The organism is Paraburkholderia sp. UCT31 (assembly GCF_014397655.1).
Lineage (GTDB): Bacteria > Pseudomonadota > Gammaproteobacteria > Burkholderiales > Burkholderiaceae > Paraburkholderia > Paraburkholderia tuberum.
In genome coordinates this window covers 209,937-226,890 of the sequence record NZ_VZQP01000008.1, presented here as the reverse complement: position 1 = coordinate 226,890, position 16,954 = coordinate 209,937, and the positions used below count along the sequence as shown (strand labels likewise).

The 16,954-nt window shown below is 62.6% G+C and carries 16 protein-coding genes; 4 read left to right on the top strand and 12 right to left on the bottom strand.

All coding sequences use genetic code 11. The annotated features are described in order from the left end of the window. Window positions 1-174: 174 nt before the first annotated feature. Window positions 175-510 carry an IS66 family insertion sequence element accessory protein TnpB gene (gene tnpB / locus F6X40_RS09120; protein ID WP_158447331.1) on the bottom strand — a complete coding sequence of 112 codons (336 nt, stop codon included), beginning with the start codon at window positions 508-510 and terminating at the stop codon, window positions 175-177. Then, window positions 507-893 (bottom strand): transposase, encoded by a 387-nt coding sequence (locus F6X40_RS09115; RefSeq protein ID WP_262421409.1) that lies wholly within the window; start codon window positions 891-893, stop codon window positions 507-509. Before F6X40_RS09115 ends, tnpB begins: the two co-directional genes overlap by 4 nt. An 80-nt stretch (window positions 894-973) precedes the next feature. Between F6X40_RS09115 and traT the strand changes: the two genes are divergently transcribed. Continuing rightward, window positions 974-1,192: a complement resistance protein TraT gene (gene traT / locus F6X40_RS09110; protein WP_187627490.1), complete on the top strand. Its 219-nt coding sequence runs from the start codon at window positions 974-976 to the stop codon at window positions 1,190-1,192. A 114-nt stretch (window positions 1,193-1,306) separates the two neighbouring features. Here the strand turns inward: traT and F6X40_RS09105 are convergent, their stop codons facing one another. Then, window positions 1,307-2,824, bottom strand: coding sequence for a sensor domain-containing diguanylate cyclase (locus F6X40_RS09105; protein ID WP_187627489.1), 1,518 nt, complete (start codon window positions 2,822-2,824; stop codon window positions 1,307-1,309). Between the two features lie 437 nt (window positions 2,825-3,261). On the opposite strand from F6X40_RS09105, the gene F6X40_RS09100 reads away from it, so the two are divergent. Continuing rightward, entirely contained in the window at window positions 3,262-3,849 is a 588-nt protein-coding gene (locus tag F6X40_RS09100) for a LysE family translocator (RefSeq protein WP_184074338.1), read from the top strand. 40 nt (window positions 3,850-3,889) lie between these two features. On the opposite strand, the gene F6X40_RS09095 is transcribed toward F6X40_RS09100, so the two are convergent. The 6 genes from F6X40_RS09095 to cadR form a co-directional block, all read right to left on the bottom strand. Next, window positions 3,890-4,762 (bottom strand): AraC family transcriptional regulator, encoded by an 873-nt coding sequence (locus tag F6X40_RS09095; RefSeq protein ID WP_187627488.1) that lies wholly within the window; start codon window positions 4,760-4,762, stop codon window positions 3,890-3,892. 141 nt (window positions 4,763-4,903) lie between these two features. Next, entirely contained in the window at window positions 4,904-5,698 is a 795-nt protein-coding gene (locus F6X40_RS09090) for an ABC transporter substrate-binding protein (protein WP_187627487.1), read from the bottom strand. A 64-nt stretch (window positions 5,699-5,762) separates the two neighbouring features. Then, window positions 5,763-6,917 (bottom strand): pyridoxal phosphate-dependent aminotransferase, encoded by a 1,155-nt coding sequence (locus F6X40_RS09085; RefSeq protein WP_184074344.1) that lies wholly within the window; start codon window positions 6,915-6,917, stop codon window positions 5,763-5,765. 340 nt (window positions 6,918-7,257) lie between these two features. Continuing rightward, complete coding sequence (dbpA, locus tag F6X40_RS09080) at window positions 7,258-8,661, bottom strand: ATP-dependent RNA helicase DbpA (protein WP_187627486.1); 1,404 nt, start codon at window positions 8,659-8,661, stop codon at window positions 7,258-7,260. A 23-nt stretch (window positions 8,662-8,684) separates the two neighbouring features. Then, complete coding sequence (locus F6X40_RS42225) at window positions 8,685-8,885, bottom strand: hypothetical protein (protein ID WP_090802271.1); 201 nt, start codon at window positions 8,883-8,885, stop codon at window positions 8,685-8,687. Between the two features lie 122 nt (window positions 8,886-9,007). Further along, window positions 9,008-9,439: a Cd(II)/Pb(II)-responsive transcriptional regulator gene (gene cadR / locus F6X40_RS09070; protein ID WP_184074348.1), complete on the bottom strand. Its 432-nt coding sequence runs from the start codon at window positions 9,437-9,439 to the stop codon at window positions 9,008-9,010. A gap of 81 nt (window positions 9,440-9,520) precedes the next feature. On the opposite strand from cadR, the gene F6X40_RS09065 reads away from it, so the two are divergent. Beyond that, the gene (locus F6X40_RS09065; protein ID WP_187627485.1) at window positions 9,521-11,956 is read left to right on the top strand and encodes a heavy metal translocating P-type ATPase; all 2,436 of its coding nucleotides are present in this window, start codon (window positions 9,521-9,523) and stop codon (window positions 11,954-11,956) included. 30 nt (window positions 11,957-11,986) lie between these two features. Here the strand turns inward: F6X40_RS09065 and eutC are convergent, their stop codons facing one another. Continuing rightward, window positions 11,987-12,778 (bottom strand): ethanolamine ammonia-lyase subunit EutC, encoded by a 792-nt coding sequence (gene eutC, locus F6X40_RS09060; protein ID WP_187627484.1) that lies wholly within the window; start codon window positions 12,776-12,778, stop codon window positions 11,987-11,989. After that, the gene (locus F6X40_RS09055; protein ID WP_090802277.1) at window positions 12,775-14,169 is read right to left on the bottom strand and encodes an ethanolamine ammonia-lyase subunit EutB; all 1,395 of its coding nucleotides are present in this window, start codon (window positions 14,167-14,169) and stop codon (window positions 12,775-12,777) included. The genes eutC and F6X40_RS09055 overlap by 4 nt, the downstream gene beginning before the upstream one ends. Before the next feature lie 317 nt (window positions 14,170-14,486). Between F6X40_RS09055 and F6X40_RS09050 the strand changes: the two genes are divergently transcribed. Continuing rightward, window positions 14,487-15,368, top strand: a complete 882-nt coding sequence (locus F6X40_RS09050; protein WP_187627483.1) for a GyrI-like domain-containing protein — start codon at window positions 14,487-14,489, stop codon at window positions 15,366-15,368. A gap of 490 nt (window positions 15,369-15,858) precedes the next feature. Here F6X40_RS09050 and F6X40_RS09045 read toward each other — a convergent pair whose 3' ends face one another. Next, the gene (locus tag F6X40_RS09045; protein WP_262421406.1) at window positions 15,859-16,764 is read right to left on the bottom strand and encodes a dienelactone hydrolase family protein; all 906 of its coding nucleotides are present in this window, start codon (window positions 16,762-16,764) and stop codon (window positions 15,859-15,861) included. Window positions 16,765-16,954: the final 190 nt, after the last annotated feature.

The window sequence follows — 16,954 nt, the reverse complement described above, 5'->3', positions numbered from 1 at the left end:
CTCCTTCTCGCCGGCCTCCCGTTCTTTCTCGGTGACCTGCACGATCAGTTGCGCAGCCAACGCACGCAGCTGTTCCGGGCTCAGGGTGTCGAAGTCGGTGGGCAGGTCCATGCGGGCCAGTCTGCCAGAGGCCACCCCGTCACGGAAGCGAAACTGTTTACGTCCCTGCGCGCCTCACACCACGCTAATCGTGTGATCGTGCGTCAGCGTCTGCCACGGCAGCCCCGTCACGAGCGCCCGCAACTGTTCGGGATTCAACGCGACGGCGACCGCCTCGTGCCCGTTCGTCCAGACAAAGCGGCCCTTGTTCAGGCGACGCGCGGCCAGCCAGATTCCGAACCCGTCATAGACGAGTACCTTCATGCGCGTCGAATGCCGGTTAGCGAACAGGTAGGCGTGGTGCGGGCGCGCTGCGCCGAATACCTTCACCACACGTGCCAGAATCGTATCGGTACCGGCACGCATGTCCAGCGGTTCGGTCGCCAGCCAGATCGCGTCGATGCGGATCACCGCAGCCATCCCTGCAGCCACGCCGCACAATCACTGGCTGCCGATAACGGCCAACGCACGGTCACCGTCGCCGCACCCCGACGCACCTCAATCTGGATCTCCGTCGCGCCAGATGCCACTGTGGATGTCTCCAGCTGTAACGGCACGAACTCTGCCGACGGCACGTTCATCGACTTGCGGGCCACTTCAGCCGCATCCCGTTCTTCCTGGGCGGCCACCCAGCTTCGCAGCATGTTGGCATTCAGGCGGTAGTGCAGCGCTACCGCCGCGATCGACACGTTCGGCTGCATCGCCGCCCGGATCACTTGTGCCTTGAACTCTTTGCTATGCCGCCGACGTCGCGTCGGTTGCACAACCTCCTGCATCACCTCGGTCTCGCTCATCGTGTACATCTGTCCATTAAAAATTTAGATGGACACGATCCTCGCCTTCACACCTTACGCAATCAAGATGCCTTCACCGGGTGCTTACGCACAGTGGCGTAGCGAGCCACGAAAACTCCACACACAACCTGGACCAAGGCAACAGTGGCGGCACAACCGTGACCTACAGCGAAGATACGAACTATCGTACCTATCAGACCCGCATCTTGAGCGTCGCCAACAAGGTGAATCTCGAGTTCGCTGAAGCAGCGCCGCCGCTGCGCAGTGGGCTGGTGCGCGTTATCGCTGGCTCGTTCTAATCCAGGCATCGACAACCGGCGCGAGGTAGCACGTCGCGGAAATCAGAAAGGGTTGCACGCGAAAGCGTCGCAACCCTTCTTCATTTCCGGCGCAGAAAAATCAGGAGCGACCGGTCACCCAACTCCCATTTGCGCAACCCTATTCCTGCCACCGGCCTTCGCCGTATACAACGCCTCATCGGCAGCCCGAACGACGACGCTGACATCCGTCACCCGATCCGACCGCGACGTGGTCGCGCCGATGCTGACCGTCACGCGACCGAACTCGCAGCCCAGGTGCGCGATGCCCAACTCGCCGATCGCCACGCGGATGTTCTCGCCGACCACCCCGGCACCGGCGGCGTCGGTATCCGGCAGCACCACGACGAATTCCTCGCCGCCGTATCGACCGACGCAATCGCCCGGCCGCTGGATCACCCTGCGGATGCAGCGCGCGACCGCGGTCAGCGCGACGTCGCCGGCCTGATGACCATACGTATCGTTATAGGCTTTGAAGTGATCGATATCGACGAACAGCAGCGATAACACGCTGCCCGTGCGGCGCGCGCGCAGCCATTCGCGCTCGAGCGTTTCGCACAGCGCGCGGCGATTGGGCAGGCCGGTGAGTCCGTCCGTGCCGGCAAGCCGTTCGAGCTCGTGCTCCACCCGCTGTCGCCGCCGCAACTCGGCGCCGAGCCACGCCGCCAACACGATCACGCCGATCCCGAAGATCAGCATCAGCGAACCGATCGTCAGCGCGCGCCCCCACCAGCCCGCATAGATATCGTCGGTCGCCTCGGCGACCAGCACGATCAGCGGCAATTGCGGAATCCGTCTGAACGAGTAAAGCCGCTCGGCGCCGTCGAGCGGCGAAGACGCGATAAAGCTGCCCTCGTCTTTCGCGAGCAGGTGCTGGAAGAACGCCGTCTTGCTGATGTCGCTGCCCGTCACGTGTCGATCGTCGGGCCGTCGCACGATGATCGTGCCGTCCGTTCTGACGATCGACACCGAGCCATGCTGCCCGATCCGCAGATCCGCGAACAGGCTCGTGAAATACTCCTGATCGATACCGAGCGCGACGATTCCCGCAAACGATCCGTCAGGCCGGGACAGTCGCCGGCTCAGCGCGATGCTGCGCGAACCGGGTCTGAGTCTCGAGTTGTACGGCGCGCTGACATCGAGCCCGAGATCCGGATCTTCACGATGAATCCTGAAATACGGACGATCCGAGAGGTTTCCCCCGCGCGGCACGTCGCTATCCGAATCGATCACGACGTTGCCCAGTGCGTCGATCACCACCATCGCGCCGACGTATTGCCCGGTCGCCGCGCGATCGAACAGGATCTCGCGCCGCAAACGCGGCGAACCGAGCACGCCCGGACGCCCGAGGCCATCGGCGACGGCCTGCAGCGACAGCGCGTACAGCTCGAAATTGCGCGCGATGTCGCGCTCGGTGATCGTCGCGACATCGCGCGTCGAATCGAGTGCGCGCGCAATCGCATCCTCGCGGCTCTGATACAGCGCGTAGCCACACAGCGCGAGCATTGCGAGCACCACGCCGCATCCCGCGTAGATGACGCCATCGCGTGGCATCCGCCATCTGCGCGCCCATGCGATCAGGAGGCGAAACCGGGCCTTTCTTTTGTGGATCATGTGCTCTGCGTTTCCAACGGCGGGACTCAGTTTGTCGAAGTGCTCACTACGCTTCCGGTTTGTTGGGACAGAGCACCCAGCAGATAGCGAATCCATACGCAAGTGGAATCATGCATTTTCGAGGGCTTCGGACTGTTTATCGGGCCGAATAATCGCCCGCTGCATAGGGGCATATCATAAGTTTCGATAAATAGAATTTACCTGATAATTCAAAAATTGTTTTTCCTCGGTAACGTTTGCGCATATTTCTTTTTTAAATTCAAACGCGTGTTTGTTATCGAATCATCGCGTCATCGCCTAATGTTTTTGTGAACCGTTGAAGCCGCAGCGGTTTTACCTTCTTATCGATTGGGCAATTTCCTTCAATACATGCCCTCGCCGCCTCGTTACCGTTGAGCGTCGCAATCCATTCGCACACTCACGTTTCGAGGCATCCGATGACCGCATTACTCTCGATGGCCGCGTTCGCGCTCGCCAGTTCCATTTCTCCCGGCCCGGTCAACGTCGTCGCGCTGAGCGCCGGCGCGCAGCACGGGCTCGCCGCGAGTCTGCGGCACGTCACTGGCGCGACGGTCGGTTTCACGTTGCTGCTTCTGTTGATCGGCCTCGGCCTGCACGAATTGCTCGCGCGCTTTCCCAATCTGATCGAGATCGTCAAATGGGCGGGCGTGGGCTTTCTGCTCTACATGGCCTACAAGCTCGCCATCGACAACGGCCAGCTCGGCGCGGACAAGCCGGCGCGCGGGCCGTCGTTCGCGCACGGCGCGGCCATGCAATGGCTCAATCCGAAGGCGTGGCTCGCGTCGCTGGCCGGCATGGGCGCGTATGCGGCAGGCGGCGACGGCGGGCTCGTCTGGCGATTCACGGCGCTGTACTTCGTGATCTGCTATCTATCGATCGCGAGCTGGGCGTATGCCGGCACGTTTTTGCGCAGGCATCTGCGTGAAGCGAAGCGGGTCCGGGTGTTCAATCGCGTGATGGCGGCGCTGCTCGCGCTCAGTGCGATGTATCTGCTCGTGGAGTGACGCGAGCCGCGCCTGCTTCCTGACGCGGCTTCGTGCCGCGTCACGCTCCGCTGCGATATTGGCCCGGCGTCGCCGCCACCAGCCGCTTGAAGGTGTGCTGCAAATGCGCCTGATCGGCGAAGCCGGCATCGAGCGCGACATCGGCGATCAGTGCCCCGCGCCGCAGTTGCGCGCGACTGTACTGGATGCGTCGGTTGATCAGATACGCGTGGGGCGTCATGCCGTAGCGCAGCTTGAACGCGCGTATCAGGTGCGACGCGGACAGCCCGGCGGCTTCGCACATATCGTCGAGTTTCAGCGCGCGCGTGCAGTTTTCGGCGATGTACTCCGCGGCGCGCGCGAGTTGGCCGCTCACGGCACGCTCGGGCAGGCTCGCCGGATTGAGCGTTTGCTGCACGCTGGAGAAGAAGGTGATGGCCGCGCTTTCCTTGCGCAGCGTGTCGATGTCGTCGTCGTTACCGGCGAGAATCGCACACAGCCGGTTCAGGCCGTCGAACAGCGCGGCGTCGAGCGTCATGATCTGCGAAAACGCGCGGAACGCATGATTCTCGTTGAAGCCCAGTTCGTGCTGCAGTTTCGTGAACCACGCAACGTCGACGTGCAGCATCCGATACGACCACCGCTCGCCGGCAACCGGGTTGCACGCGTGCACATCGTCGGGGTTCATCATCACGACGGCGCCCGCGCCGACCCATTCCCGCGCGTGGCGGTTCAGATACACGCTGCGGCCTCCCGTCACCGCGCCGATCGAAAACGTTTCGTGCGAATGTTTGGCGTAGCAGACCTTGCGGCCATCGTCGATGGAACGCGCCTCGATGAACGGCAGCGCCGCGCTGCGCCAGAAGCGCGGCGCGTCTGCGCCTTTTGCGCGTGCGGCGTTCGCAGCGCTTGCCGCTTCGATCGTCTCGCTCATGCGCGCTCTCCGGTTGATCCGCCGACTTCGCCGTTGTCTCCGACTTCGCGAAGCCTACGTATCGTAGCCGTCAAACGCATGGCCAACAAGCGAACGCGCGGCGCCGCTCGCAAACGGCGCCGCCGGCCGAACGCGACGCGATTACTTCGCGCTGACGTCGATATTGCCGAGATATTTCGCGGCGAGCGTCTTCACCGTGCCGTCGGCTTGCACCTTCGCGATCGCGGCGTTCAACTGATCGCGCAGCGCGGTATCACCCTTGCGAATGCCGTATGCGATGCCGCTGCCGAGAATCTTGTCGTCACGCACAGGCTGACCGACGAACGCGTAGCCCTTACCTTCGGGCTTCGACAGAAAGCCCGTTTGTCCGGCCGGCGCGAGCACGAGCGTGCCGTCGAGACGGCCAGCCGTCAGATCGGCATAGACCTGGTTCTGATCCTGATACGGCAGCACGATCACGCCGGCCGGTTCCCAATGCACCTTAGCGAAGGTCTCCTGAATCGAGCCTTGCAGTACGCCGATGCGCTTGCCCTTCAGCGACTCAGGCGTCGGCTGCAAACCGCTGTCGCTGCGCGCGATCAGCTGCGACGGCACGCGATAGACGACGGTCGTGAAATCGATCGCCTGGCGGCGCTGCTCGGTCGCGTTCATCGCTGAATTGATCGCGTCGAACTTGCGGCCTTGCAGCGCCGGAATCAGGCCGTCGAACGAGGTTTCCACCCACTTGCACGTCATGTGCGCGGCCGCGCAGACCGCGTTGCCCACGTCGATATCGAGCCCTTGCAGTTCGCCGTTCGGTCCTTTCGACTCGAACGGCGGGTACTGCGCTTCGAGGCCGAAACGCAGCGTCGCGGTATCGGCGGCGCTTGCGGCCGACGATGTTGCGAGCGACGCGCCGGCACAGGCCAGCGCCACCAAGCACTTGAGCAACTTCATAACATCTCCCTTCATTCTTCGAATACCTTGATGACTTCGATAGTTCGAGTGTGCTCTCGCGCGCTCAGATTTCACACAAACGCCGCGCGCCTTCGAGCAGCGTCGCGTCGTCCTTCGAGAAACTCAGGCGAATCAGCCCCGAATCCGTGCCGTCGGTGTAGAACGCCGACAACGGAATCGTCGCGACGCGCGCATCGCGGATCAGGCGCAGCACGAAATCGCTGTCGCTTTCATCGGAGAAGCCGCGGAACCGGGCGAGCATAAAGAAACTGCCTTCGCTCGGCAACAGCTCGAAGCGCGATTCGCGCAGCGCATGCGCGAGCAGATCGCGTTTCTTCTGATAGAAGTCGGACAGGCCGAGGTAGCTGTCGCGATTGGCGAGCGCGTCGACGAACGCGTGTTGCATCGGCGTATCGGCGGAGAACACCATGAACTGATGGACCTTGCGGATCTCGTCCATCAGCGCGGCGGGCGCGAGGCAGTAGCCGACGCGCCAGCCGGTCACGTGGTACGACTTGCCGAACGACGACACGATCACGCTGCGCTCGGCGAGTTCCTGATGGCGCGCCATGCTCTGATGCTTCGCGCCGTCGAACACGACGTGTTCGTAGACCTCGTCGGACAGAATCACGATGTCGGTGTTGCGTGTGAGCGCCTTCAGCCGCTCGATATCGGCGTCGCTAAAAATCGTCGCGGTCGGATTGTGCGGTGTGTTGACGATGATCATGCGCGTCTTCGGCGTGATCGCGGCGGCGACTTCATCCCAGTTCACGCGGAAGTGATCGAGCGACAGCTTGATCGCGACCGGCTTCGCGCCCTGCAGGCGCACGATCGGGCCGTAGCTGTCGAACGACGGCTCGAAGTAGATCACTTCGTCGCCCGGATGCACGAGCGCGCTGATCGTCGAATAAAGACCTTCGCTCGCGCTCGCGAGCACGGTCACCTCGCTGGCGGGGTCGTAGCGCACGCCGTACAGCGTTTCGACCTTGTCGGCGAGCGCTTCGCGCAGCGCGCCGATGCCGGCCATCGGCGCGTACTGGTTGTGGCCGGCGCGCATCGCCTGCGCGACGCCGTCGACGAGCTTCGGGTCCGGCGCGAAATTCGGCGCGCCCTGCGACAGGTTCAACGCATCGTGTTGCGCGGCCAGTTGGCCGATCACGGTAAAAATGGTGGTGCCGACGTCCGGCAGTTTCGAGCGGGCTTGCATGGCGCTCTGCATAAGACTTTCTCCCTATCTACACCCGCCGGCGGCCGCGCGAATGGCGGCGGCGGGGCGTTCCTTCCGGTGGGGTGATTAGGCATCAGCCAAAGAACGCTCACAATCGAAACTTTGTCATGCGCGGCATGCGTTTTCTTCATGGCTCGCGCGAAGCCGCTCGACGCAGGCCTAAGCCGGCGGGTTCATGGTTTGCGGGGACGCGGTGCGGATTTCGGGGAACGCGGGTAACTGCGTAGGTATGAAGGAATGTGATGCAGAGCGGCCCGGGCGCGAAAACGGCCGCTGACGCGGCCGTTTTCGAGTTATTGGACTTTCAATGAAAGCCGGAGCTTCGGGTGAATCAGGCTTCGTCCATCAAACGAACCTTGACCTTGCGCCCCTTCAGCTTGCCCGCGCTGAGCCGGCGCACCGCCTCGCGCGCGATGCTGCGCTCCACCGCGACATAGGTCGACATGTCGGTCACGTTGATCTTGCCGATCTGCGAGCCCGCGAAGCCGGCGTCGCCGGTCAGCGCGCCGAGCACGTCGCCGGGACGGATCTTGTCCTTGCGGCCGCCGAGGATCTGCAGCGTTTCCATCGGCGGCAGCAGCGGGTCGTTGCTGGCCGCCTTCAGCTCGGCCAGCTTGTGCCATTCGACGTCGCGCTTGTGCGCCTGCTCGATCCCACCGACGCGCCCCATCTCGTCCATGCTCGCGAGACTCAGCGCCCAGCCTTCCTGATCGGCGCGGCCCGTGCGGCCGATGCGATGCGTGTGCACTTCCGGGTCCGGCGTCACGTCGACGTTGATCACCGCTTCGAGTTGCGCGATGTCGAGGCCGCGCGCGGCAACGTCGGTCGCGACGAGCACCGAGCAGCTGCGGTTCGCGAACTGGATCAGCACCTGATCGCGCTCGCGCTGATCGAGTTCGCCGTGCAGCGCAAGCGCATGGAAGCCCTGCGCGCGCAGCACGTCGAGCAGATCGCGGCACTGCTGCTTCGTGTTGCAGAACGCGATCGTGCTGACCGGACGATAGTGATTCAACAGCAGACCGACCGCGTGCAGACGCTCGTCTTCGGTCACTTCGTAGAAGCGCTGACGGATCTTGCTGTCGTCGTGCCGCTCGGCAAGTTTGACTTCCTTCGGGTTTCGCAGGAATTGCTGGCTCAGCTTCGCGATGCCCTCGGGGTACGTCGCCGAAAACAGCAGCGTTTGGCGCTCTTTCGGGCATTGCCTTGCGACCTTCGCGATGTCGTCGAAGAAACCCATGTCGAGCATGCGGTCGGCTTCGTCGAGCACGAGCGTGTTCAGCGATTGCAGATCGAGGCTGCCGCGTTCGAGGTGATCCATGATGCGGCCCGGCGTGCCGACCACGACGTGCGCGCCATGTTCGAGGCTCGCCGTCTGCGGACGCATCGGCGTGCCGCCGCACAAGGTCAGCACCTTGATGTTTTCTTCCGCGCGCGCGAGACGGCGGATTTCCTGCGTGACCTGATCGGCGAGTTCGCGCGTCGGGCACAGCACCATTGCCTGCGTGCCGAATTTGCGTGCATCGAGGCGCGCGAGCAGCGCCAGCGAAAACGCCGCGGTCTTGCCGCTGCCGGTTTTCGCCTGCGCGATCAGATCTTGACCGGCGAGCGCGATCGGCAGGCTCGCCGCCTGGATCGGCGTCATCTCGACGTAGCCGAGCTGCGTCAGGTTCGCGAGCGTGGCGGGCGGTAGCGGCAGCTCGCTGAATGCGGCGCCGGCGGGGGTAGGACTGTTCATAGGATCGTCTGTAGGAATCGCGATTACTCAGCCATCGGGCCCTGATCGGGGCGGCCCGGCAACTGCTCGTACAGCACCGCGCCGTTGTCGCCGTCGAAACGCTCGACGTAATTGCGCGCGCCGCACAGCGGGCAGCGGAACAGCAGCCCCTGGCCTTCGTTCTTGATGACGACGTCGGATTGCTCCCACTGCGCGCCGCAGGACTGGTTTCTACAGGTGAACACGTTGATTCTCCAACTGGATTCGATGATCGATTCGCAAGGTCGCACAGGCGGCCTTGCCGTGTATGGGGTTGCCGCGCCGGCGCTGCGTCGTGACGCGATAGCGCTCGACGGCAAGCATGGCGTCAGCCGAGATGCGTATGCCGCGGACGCGGCACGGCCACATCCATGTCGGTCAGGCCGTGCACGATGCCGCAGTCTTCGACCGGATGCTCGCCGTGGCATTGGTCGCGCAGCGTCGTCAGTTGCGCCTTCAGCTGCTGCAGTTCTTCGATACGCGTGTCGATGTGCGCGATGTGCTCGTCGACCAGCGTATGCATGCCGCCGCAGCCGTTCGCCGGCGCGTCGGTCAGACGCAGCAATGCGCGGATTTCGTCGTGAGTCATGTCGAGCGCGCGGCAATTGCGGATGAAGCGCAGGCGCTCGACATGCTTTGCCGTGTAACTGCGGTAATTGGCTTCGGTGCGCTCCGCCTCGGGCAGCAGGCGCTCTTTCTCGTAGAAACGGATGGTTTCCGTCGTGCAATGGGCGATTTTCGCCAGTTCGCCGATTTTCATGGACCCTTCCTCCACGCGGCCTTGACCTTGTAGTGGCTTCAGGGTGTTTACTAGACCACAAATCGCACGAGGAAGCCACCAATGCCTGACACCTGCCGTATTGCCACCGATCGTCCGGAACGGGAGGAAGCTTGTATACACGGGGGTTGCGGCGACATTGATGCGCGGCGCGACCATGCTCACGGCAGGGGCACGGGTGAGGGATGTGGGCATTCGCATGGCGGTGAACATGCTTGTGGCGCCGACGTGGGCGGCGGTGATCGGCATGAAGGGCACGATCATCAGGACGGTCGTGATCACGGCCACGCCCATGATCACGCTGCTGTCGCTTGCTGCGCCGCTAGCGCTTTTGCGCCTGCGTCGCTGCGCCTGCCTCCGTCCGAAGCCGTCGACGACGACCTTTGCACCGCAATCCGCATCCTGCAGATGGACTGCCCGACCGAGGAAGCGCTGATCCGCAAGAAACTCGGCCGTATGCCGGCCGTGCGTAGCGTGGACTTCAACCTGATGCAGCGCGTGCTAACTGTCGTCCACGCGCCGGAGGCGCTCGAGTCGGTCCTCGCCGCCCTGCGCTCGCTCGACTTCACGCCCGACCTGGCAAGCGACGCCGGAAAGGGTGGGAACGCCGACGCGGTGCCCCAGGCAGCCACTGACGCAATGCGCAAGCCGTGGTGGCCCCTGATTCTCGCCGGCATCGTCGCGGGAGCCTCAGAAGCCGCTAGCTGGCTCGGCGCGCCGGCCTGGGTGGTGGCGGGTATGGCGGTCGTCGCGATTGCCTCCTGTGGCCTCACGACATATCGCAAGGGCTGGGTCGCGCTGCGCAACGGCAACTTGAACATCAACGCGCTGATGAGCATCGCCGTGACCGGCGCGGCGCTGCTCGGCCAGTGGCCCGAAGCCGCAATGGTGATGGTGCTCTTCACGATCGCCGAACTGATCGAGGTGCGCTCGCTCGACCGCGCGCGCAACGCGATCGAAGGGCTCATGCGGCTCACGCCCGAACAGGCCAGCGTGCAGCAGCCCGATGGAGCGTGGCAGCCCGTCCGCGTCGACGCGATCGTGCCCGGGACGCTCGTGCGCGTGAAGCCGGGCGAGCGGATCGCGCTCGATGGCGAAATCGTCGCGGGCCGCTCGAGCGTCGATCAGGCGCCGATCACCGGCGAGAGCCTGCCCGTCGACAAGGCGATCGGCGACGCCGTATTCGCCGGCACGATCAACCAGGCGGGCTCGTTCGACTATCAAGTGACGGCGGCCGCGGGCAACACGACGCTCGCGCGGATCATCCACGCGGTCGAGGAGGCGCAGGGCACGAAGGCGCCGACGCAGCGCTTCGTCGATGAATTCGCGCGCGTTTATACGCCGATCGTGTTCGCGATTGCGCTCGCCGTCGCTCTGGTCCCACCACTCGTGTTCGGTGGAGCGTGGCACGCGTGGGTGTACAAGGCGCTGGTGCTGCTCGTGATCGCGTGTCCGTGCGCGCTCGTGATTTCGACGCCGGTGACGATCGTCAGCGGGCTCGCGGCCGCGGCGCGCAAGGGGATTCTGATCAAGGGTGGCGTTTATCTCGAACAGGGTCGCAAGCTGACCCGGCTGGCGTTCGATAAGACCGGGACGATTACGCACGGGAAGCCAGTGCAGACGGAGTTTGAGGTGGTCGGTGACGCGGGTGAAACGTTCCGATACCGTACGCTTGCGGCAAGCCTCGCGGGCCGCTCCGACCACCCTGTTTCGATGGCGATCGCTGCTGCCGCCAATAACGACGGCGTCGAACACCTACATGTCGATGCATTCGAAGCGATCGCTGGACGCGGCGTGCGCGGCGATATCAACGGTATCGGGTACTGGCTCGGCAATCATCGCCTGGTCGAGGAACTGGGACGCTGCTCGCCGCAACTCGAAGCGCGTCTCGATGCGCTCGAACAGCACGGCAAAACCGTCGTGATGCTCGCCGATGCGCAGCGCGTGCTCGCGCTGTTTGCGGTCGCTGACACGGTGAAGGAAACGAGCCGCGCCGCCGTCGCCGAATTACGGCGGCTCGGCGTCGGCACCACGATGCTGACCGGCGACAACCGTCATACCGCCGAGGCGATCGCGCAGCAGGTCGGCGTCGATGAAGCGCGCGGCGATCAGTTGCCCGAGGACAAGCTCGACGCGGTCACGCAATGGTCGAGCGATGGCGCGACGGTCGGCATGGTCGGCGACGGCATCAACGATGCGCCCGCGCTCGCGCGCGCCGACATCGGCTTCGCGATGGGTGCGATGGGTACCGACACCGCGATCGAAACCGCCGACGTCGCGTTGATGGACGACGATCTGCGGAAGATTCCGACGTTTATCCGGTTGTCGAAGGCGACGTGCGGAGTGCTGGTGCAGAACATCGCGCTCGCGCTTGGCATCAAGAGCGTGTTCTTCGTGCTGACGTTGATGGGCTTCGGCACGATGTGGATGGCGGTGTTCGCAGATGTCGGTGCGAGTTTGCTGGTAGTGGGCAATGGGTTGAGGTTGTTGCGGAAGTGACGGGCGCGTGAGGTTTGCGCTCGTTGCGTCCTACGCTGAACCGTCGTTCACGGCAGGATGCGTCGGAGCGCTGGCTAGCAGCTCATCGCTGTCGTCTTTCAAGCCCACCCCTGTCAGTCTCAGCTTCCTCGCCTGCGTGAGCAGATAGTGCAGCTTGTGCGCGGCTTGCGGATAGTCGAGGCCTTGCGGGCGCACGTTGGAAATGCAGTTGCGCTGGGCGTCGCTGCACCCCGTTTTCGGCGCGTACGTGACGTAGATGCCGAGGCTATCCGGTGAACTCAAACCCGGCCGCTCGCCGATCAGCATCACAACGATTTTCGCGTCGAGCAATTCGCCGATCTCGTCGCCGAGTGCGACGCGTGCCTGACGCGCGACCACTACGGGACCGATGGTCCAACCCGCGAGCTTTGGATGTATAACTTGCAGCAACGGTACAGCCTGCTTCGATGCGGCGAACGCCGATAGACCATCGCCGATCACAAACAGTACATCGCTTGATTGCGATGGCAGTCGGGCAAGCGTCGCGCGACTCTCCTCCGACAGACGCCGCCCAAGATCAGGGCGCCTCAAATAATGCTCGCGATCCGGCGCGGCGCTATGCACGTCGAGCGTGTTGAAACCTTGCGCGCGCAGTTGTGCGTGCAGCGGGTCCACGTCGAGCGGATGGTGCACGGCGTCGCGCGCCTGCGCATGCGCGAGATTGAACGCGAGCAATGGTGCGGTCGGCAGGCTGTTGCCCGCTCGGCCCAACGCGATGCGTGCCTGCGTAAACCGACGCAGCGCGCTCCACGGGTCCTTGTCGCGTGCGTCGTTCTCGCTCATGCGATCCCCATCCAGTCGCGCGCGCCTTCGAGCAGCGGTTGCCGCGCCGATGCGCCGATCAACGCGCCGCGTGCGTCGATGATCTGCATCGACTCCAGCCATTCCTCGAATTCCGGCGCGCGGCGCAAACCGAGCACGTCGCGCACGTACAGCGCGTCGTGAAAGGACGTGCTCTGATAGTTGAGCATGACGTCGTCCGCGCCAGGTACGCCCATGATGAAATTGATGCCCGCTACGCCGAGCAGCGTCAGCAGATTGTCCATGTCGTCCTGGTCCGCTTCGGCGTGGTTCGTGTAGCAGATGTCGCAACCCATCGGCACGCCGAGCAGCTTGCCGCAGAAGTGATCCTCGAGACCCGCGCGCGTGATCTGCTTGCCATCGTACAAATACTCGGGGCCGATGAAACCGACTACCGTGTTCACCAGAAACGGCTTGAACTTGCGCGCGACCGCATAGGCGCGCGCCTCGCAGGTCTGCTGGTCAACGCCGAAATGCGCATCCGCCGACAACGCGCTGCCCTGCCCCGTTTCGAAGTACATCAGATTGCTGCCGACGGTGCCGCGTTGGAGCGACAGCCCCGCCTCGTACGCTTCCTGCAGCAGCGCGAGCGAAATGCCAAAGCTCGCGTTCGCTTTTTCGGTACCGGCGATCGACTGGAATACGAGATCGACCGGCGCGCCTTTTTCCATCGCGGCGATCGTGCTCGTCACGTGCGTGAGTACGCACGACTGCGTCGGTACCTGATAGCGCTGGCGGAAGTCGTCGATCATCTGCAGCAGCTTCGTGATCGCGGCGAGGTTGTCGCTCGCGGGGTTGATGCCGATCAGCGCGTCGCCGCAGCCGTACATCAGGCCGTCGAGCATCGAGGCGGCGATGCCTTTGACGTCGTCGGTTGGGTGGTTCGGTTGCAGGCGTACGGACATGCGGCCCGGTAAGCCGACCGTGTTGCGAAAGCGGGTGATGACCGGGCGTTTACGGGCGGCGGTAATCAGGTCCTGGTTGCGCATCAGCTTTGAGACGGCGGCGACCATTTCTGGTGTTAGGCCCTCGGTGATGCGGGTGAGTGCGTCGGTGTCGGTTGTGGTGCTGAGTAGCCAATTGCGGAAGTCGCCTACCGTCAGATGGGAGATTTCGGCGAAGGCTGCTGGCGAGTGATCGTCGATGATCAGGCGGGTGACTTCGTCGGTTTCGTAGGGGATCAGCGGTTCGTTCAGGAACGTGCGTAGCGGCACCTCGGCGAGCGCCATTTTGGCGGCGACCCGCTCTTCTTCGCTCGCTGCCGCGATGCTTGCGAGCTGGTCGCCCGAGCGTTGCGGGCTCGCTTTCGCGAGCAGGGTCTTCAGGTCGGCGAAGCGGTACGTGCGACTGCCGATCGACTCGGTGTAGCTCATGTTTGCGGCTCCATCGCCTCGCGCGAACGCGGGTAGGAATGGGAACGGCGGTTACATGCTGCAGGTTGCTTGCTGCTGGTGCTGGTGCTGCGCACTACACGATAGCGCCAAACGGCGGCAGCGTCACGTTGCGGAGATTGGGGCTGTTTGCCGATGCTGTGTCTGGCGCTCCTGCTCGCGTCCACGGGGCGCGGTCAACAGGCGCTCAACCCCTTTGTGCGCACCGCTTGAAATCCGCAGGATTTGGTAAACGGCCGACACTCGCTGACGTGATACTTTGTTCGCATCCTCTCGCGCCAATTTTCTGCGGTCCAGTCATGAACGAATCAGACCATCAGGCTCGATACGAGACGCGACTCGCACGGGTGCTCGACCATATCTACGATCACCTCGACGAACCGCTCGATATAGGACGGCTTGCGGAGATTGCTTGTTTGTCACCCTATCACTGGCACCGGATTTATCCGGCGATGTGTGGCGAGACGGTCGCGACGACCGTGCGGCGTTTACGGTTGCATCGCGCAGCGGGTTTTCTTGCGAGTAGTTCGATGCCGATTGCTCAGATTGCCGAGCGTTCGGGGTATAGCAGTTTGCAGGCTTTTTCGCGGACGTTTCGCGCGGTGTTTGGTGTGCCGCCGGCGCAGTATCGCAGGCAAGGCACGCATGGCCGGTTTCGGCCGGCGCTTTCAGGAGACGATCAGATGACGATGATTCGTGAGGTCATGATTCGTTATATGGAGCCGATGGAGATTTTGTCGGTCGATCATGTCGGACCTTATATGCAGATCGGAAAGGCTTTTGATGCTTTGTTGGGGTGGCTTGCGAAACATAATCTGCTGGAGGCGCAGATGCGGATGATCGGGGTTTACTTCGATGATCCGGGAGTGGTCGAGGAGAAGGCGTTGCGGTCGAAGGCGGGTGTGTTGTTGCCGGGGCCTGTGATGGCTGAAGTGGCTTCGGCTGTTGGGATGGGTGAGGCGGTTTCTGCCACGCGTATACGCGGTGGGGAATATGCGGTGCTGCGGCATGTTGGGCCGTATAGCGATATGCGAGCGGCTTATGAGTGGTTGTACGGGACCTGGCTCGTGCAGTCTGGGAGGGAGGCGGCGGATGCGCCGGTGTTTGAGGAGTATTTGAACAGTCCCAAGAAGACTGCGGCTGCGGAGCTGGTTACGGAGATTTGTTTGCCGTTGGGGTGAGGTGTGGGTGGCTGCGTTGGTGCTCGCTGGTTCTGCGTCCTGCGATGTTGCTGTCGTTATGTGCGTATACGTTGCGCGTGTTTCGGGGTGCTTCTCCGGTTTTTATAGTCTTTATATATGTATACGTAGTAATCTTTAACAAGTGGGGCGTTCGGCTGTGGATAACGTGGAAGTTCGGTTACGGATCAACGCGCTGCAGAATCGATAACCCTTGGGAGCGCGTGCGGACAGGTTAACGGAGCCAGGGAGAAGTTTTAGCCGACCGGTTAACGCGGCGCATTTATCAAGGTTTCGCCCACAATATGTTCGGCTGTTTTTACAAAAGTTTTCCAAAGGGGGATGTGGATAAGTGGCCTCGAGTGAATGGCCATTTTTTGAAGATCTAGTTAGCGGCAACTGAATAGTGGCGACCCGTTCGCGCAGAAAGCAAATCTCCGCGCGTTTTACGTAACAGCCCAAAGCAATGCTGTTCCCGCCAGTTTCAACGGAATTACGGGGCACGTGTCGGTGTCGGCTTAAGCGTAGTGGTAACCAGGTTGGCTATTGCCTTCTTCGTTTGCTCCGTCGCGCTCTCGTCGTACCCGATTGTCACGCCCCGTTCGACACAGGGGTCCGCATATGAGAACGGCAGGTTGCTTTTGACGTTAAGCAAATGTCCCGCACTGTGTTCTTCCCATGCACAATTGCGCACTGTTTGCGCTTTCGGCAGAGAGGTTGGATGTGCGAAGGCGCGCGCATCGAAAATATGATTAACCCCGGCAAACTCGGTCAGCTCTACGTCCGCCCCCTTGGCTTTCAGCCGTTCCACATAGGCCTTGCAAGGCGCGACCGGGTCATAGTTGTCTGCGCTTCCATGGAATATGCGAATGGGAGCCTTTGATACGTTGTCGTCATCGAGGTAGCGGGCACTGCAGTCTGGGTAAAGTGGAACATAGGCTGCAAATCCTGGAGTCAACGCATCGGCATGCGCTTTCTGGAAGCGCACCATGCTCGCGTAGAGCGTGTCTTGCCCTCCACGGGAAAAGCCCATTAGCATCACGCGGCTCGCGTCGACATGAGGGTTTTTGGAAATAAGGCTGAGCGCGCGATACGCGTCTTCTGTCTGGGCGAGTCTGCCAAGCTGACTCTGGTCATTGATTGTGTTTTCTATGCCTCGGCCCGTGAAACTGTCGACCACGAAAGTGGCGACGCCCAACGACAGGAACCACTGCTCCCAGTCCGCTATCTGGCCGCCGATACCCCCAGACGGGTGCAGCAGTATGACGGCGGGCAGCCTGTCGGTCCCGGGTCGAGGCAGCCGCAATTCACCGGCTATCGTCACGCGCTTGCCGTCTTCGCTTCCGGCCAGAAATTGCTCGTCCGTGAGCGTCATCGACTCGAATGGAATGACTTCCATTCGCGCCACCTGCGCGTAGGGGACGCGCGGAATGCAAAGGAGCACAAGGACTAGCAAAAGGAACGGCAAGCCTCTCACACTTGCGAACATGGCCGTCTCCCATGAGTACGGACAGAGTTATTTATGCAGCGTTATAGGCGGTCCGGGCAGGAATGCAATGCAAATGACAGAATTGTCGTGATACGACAGA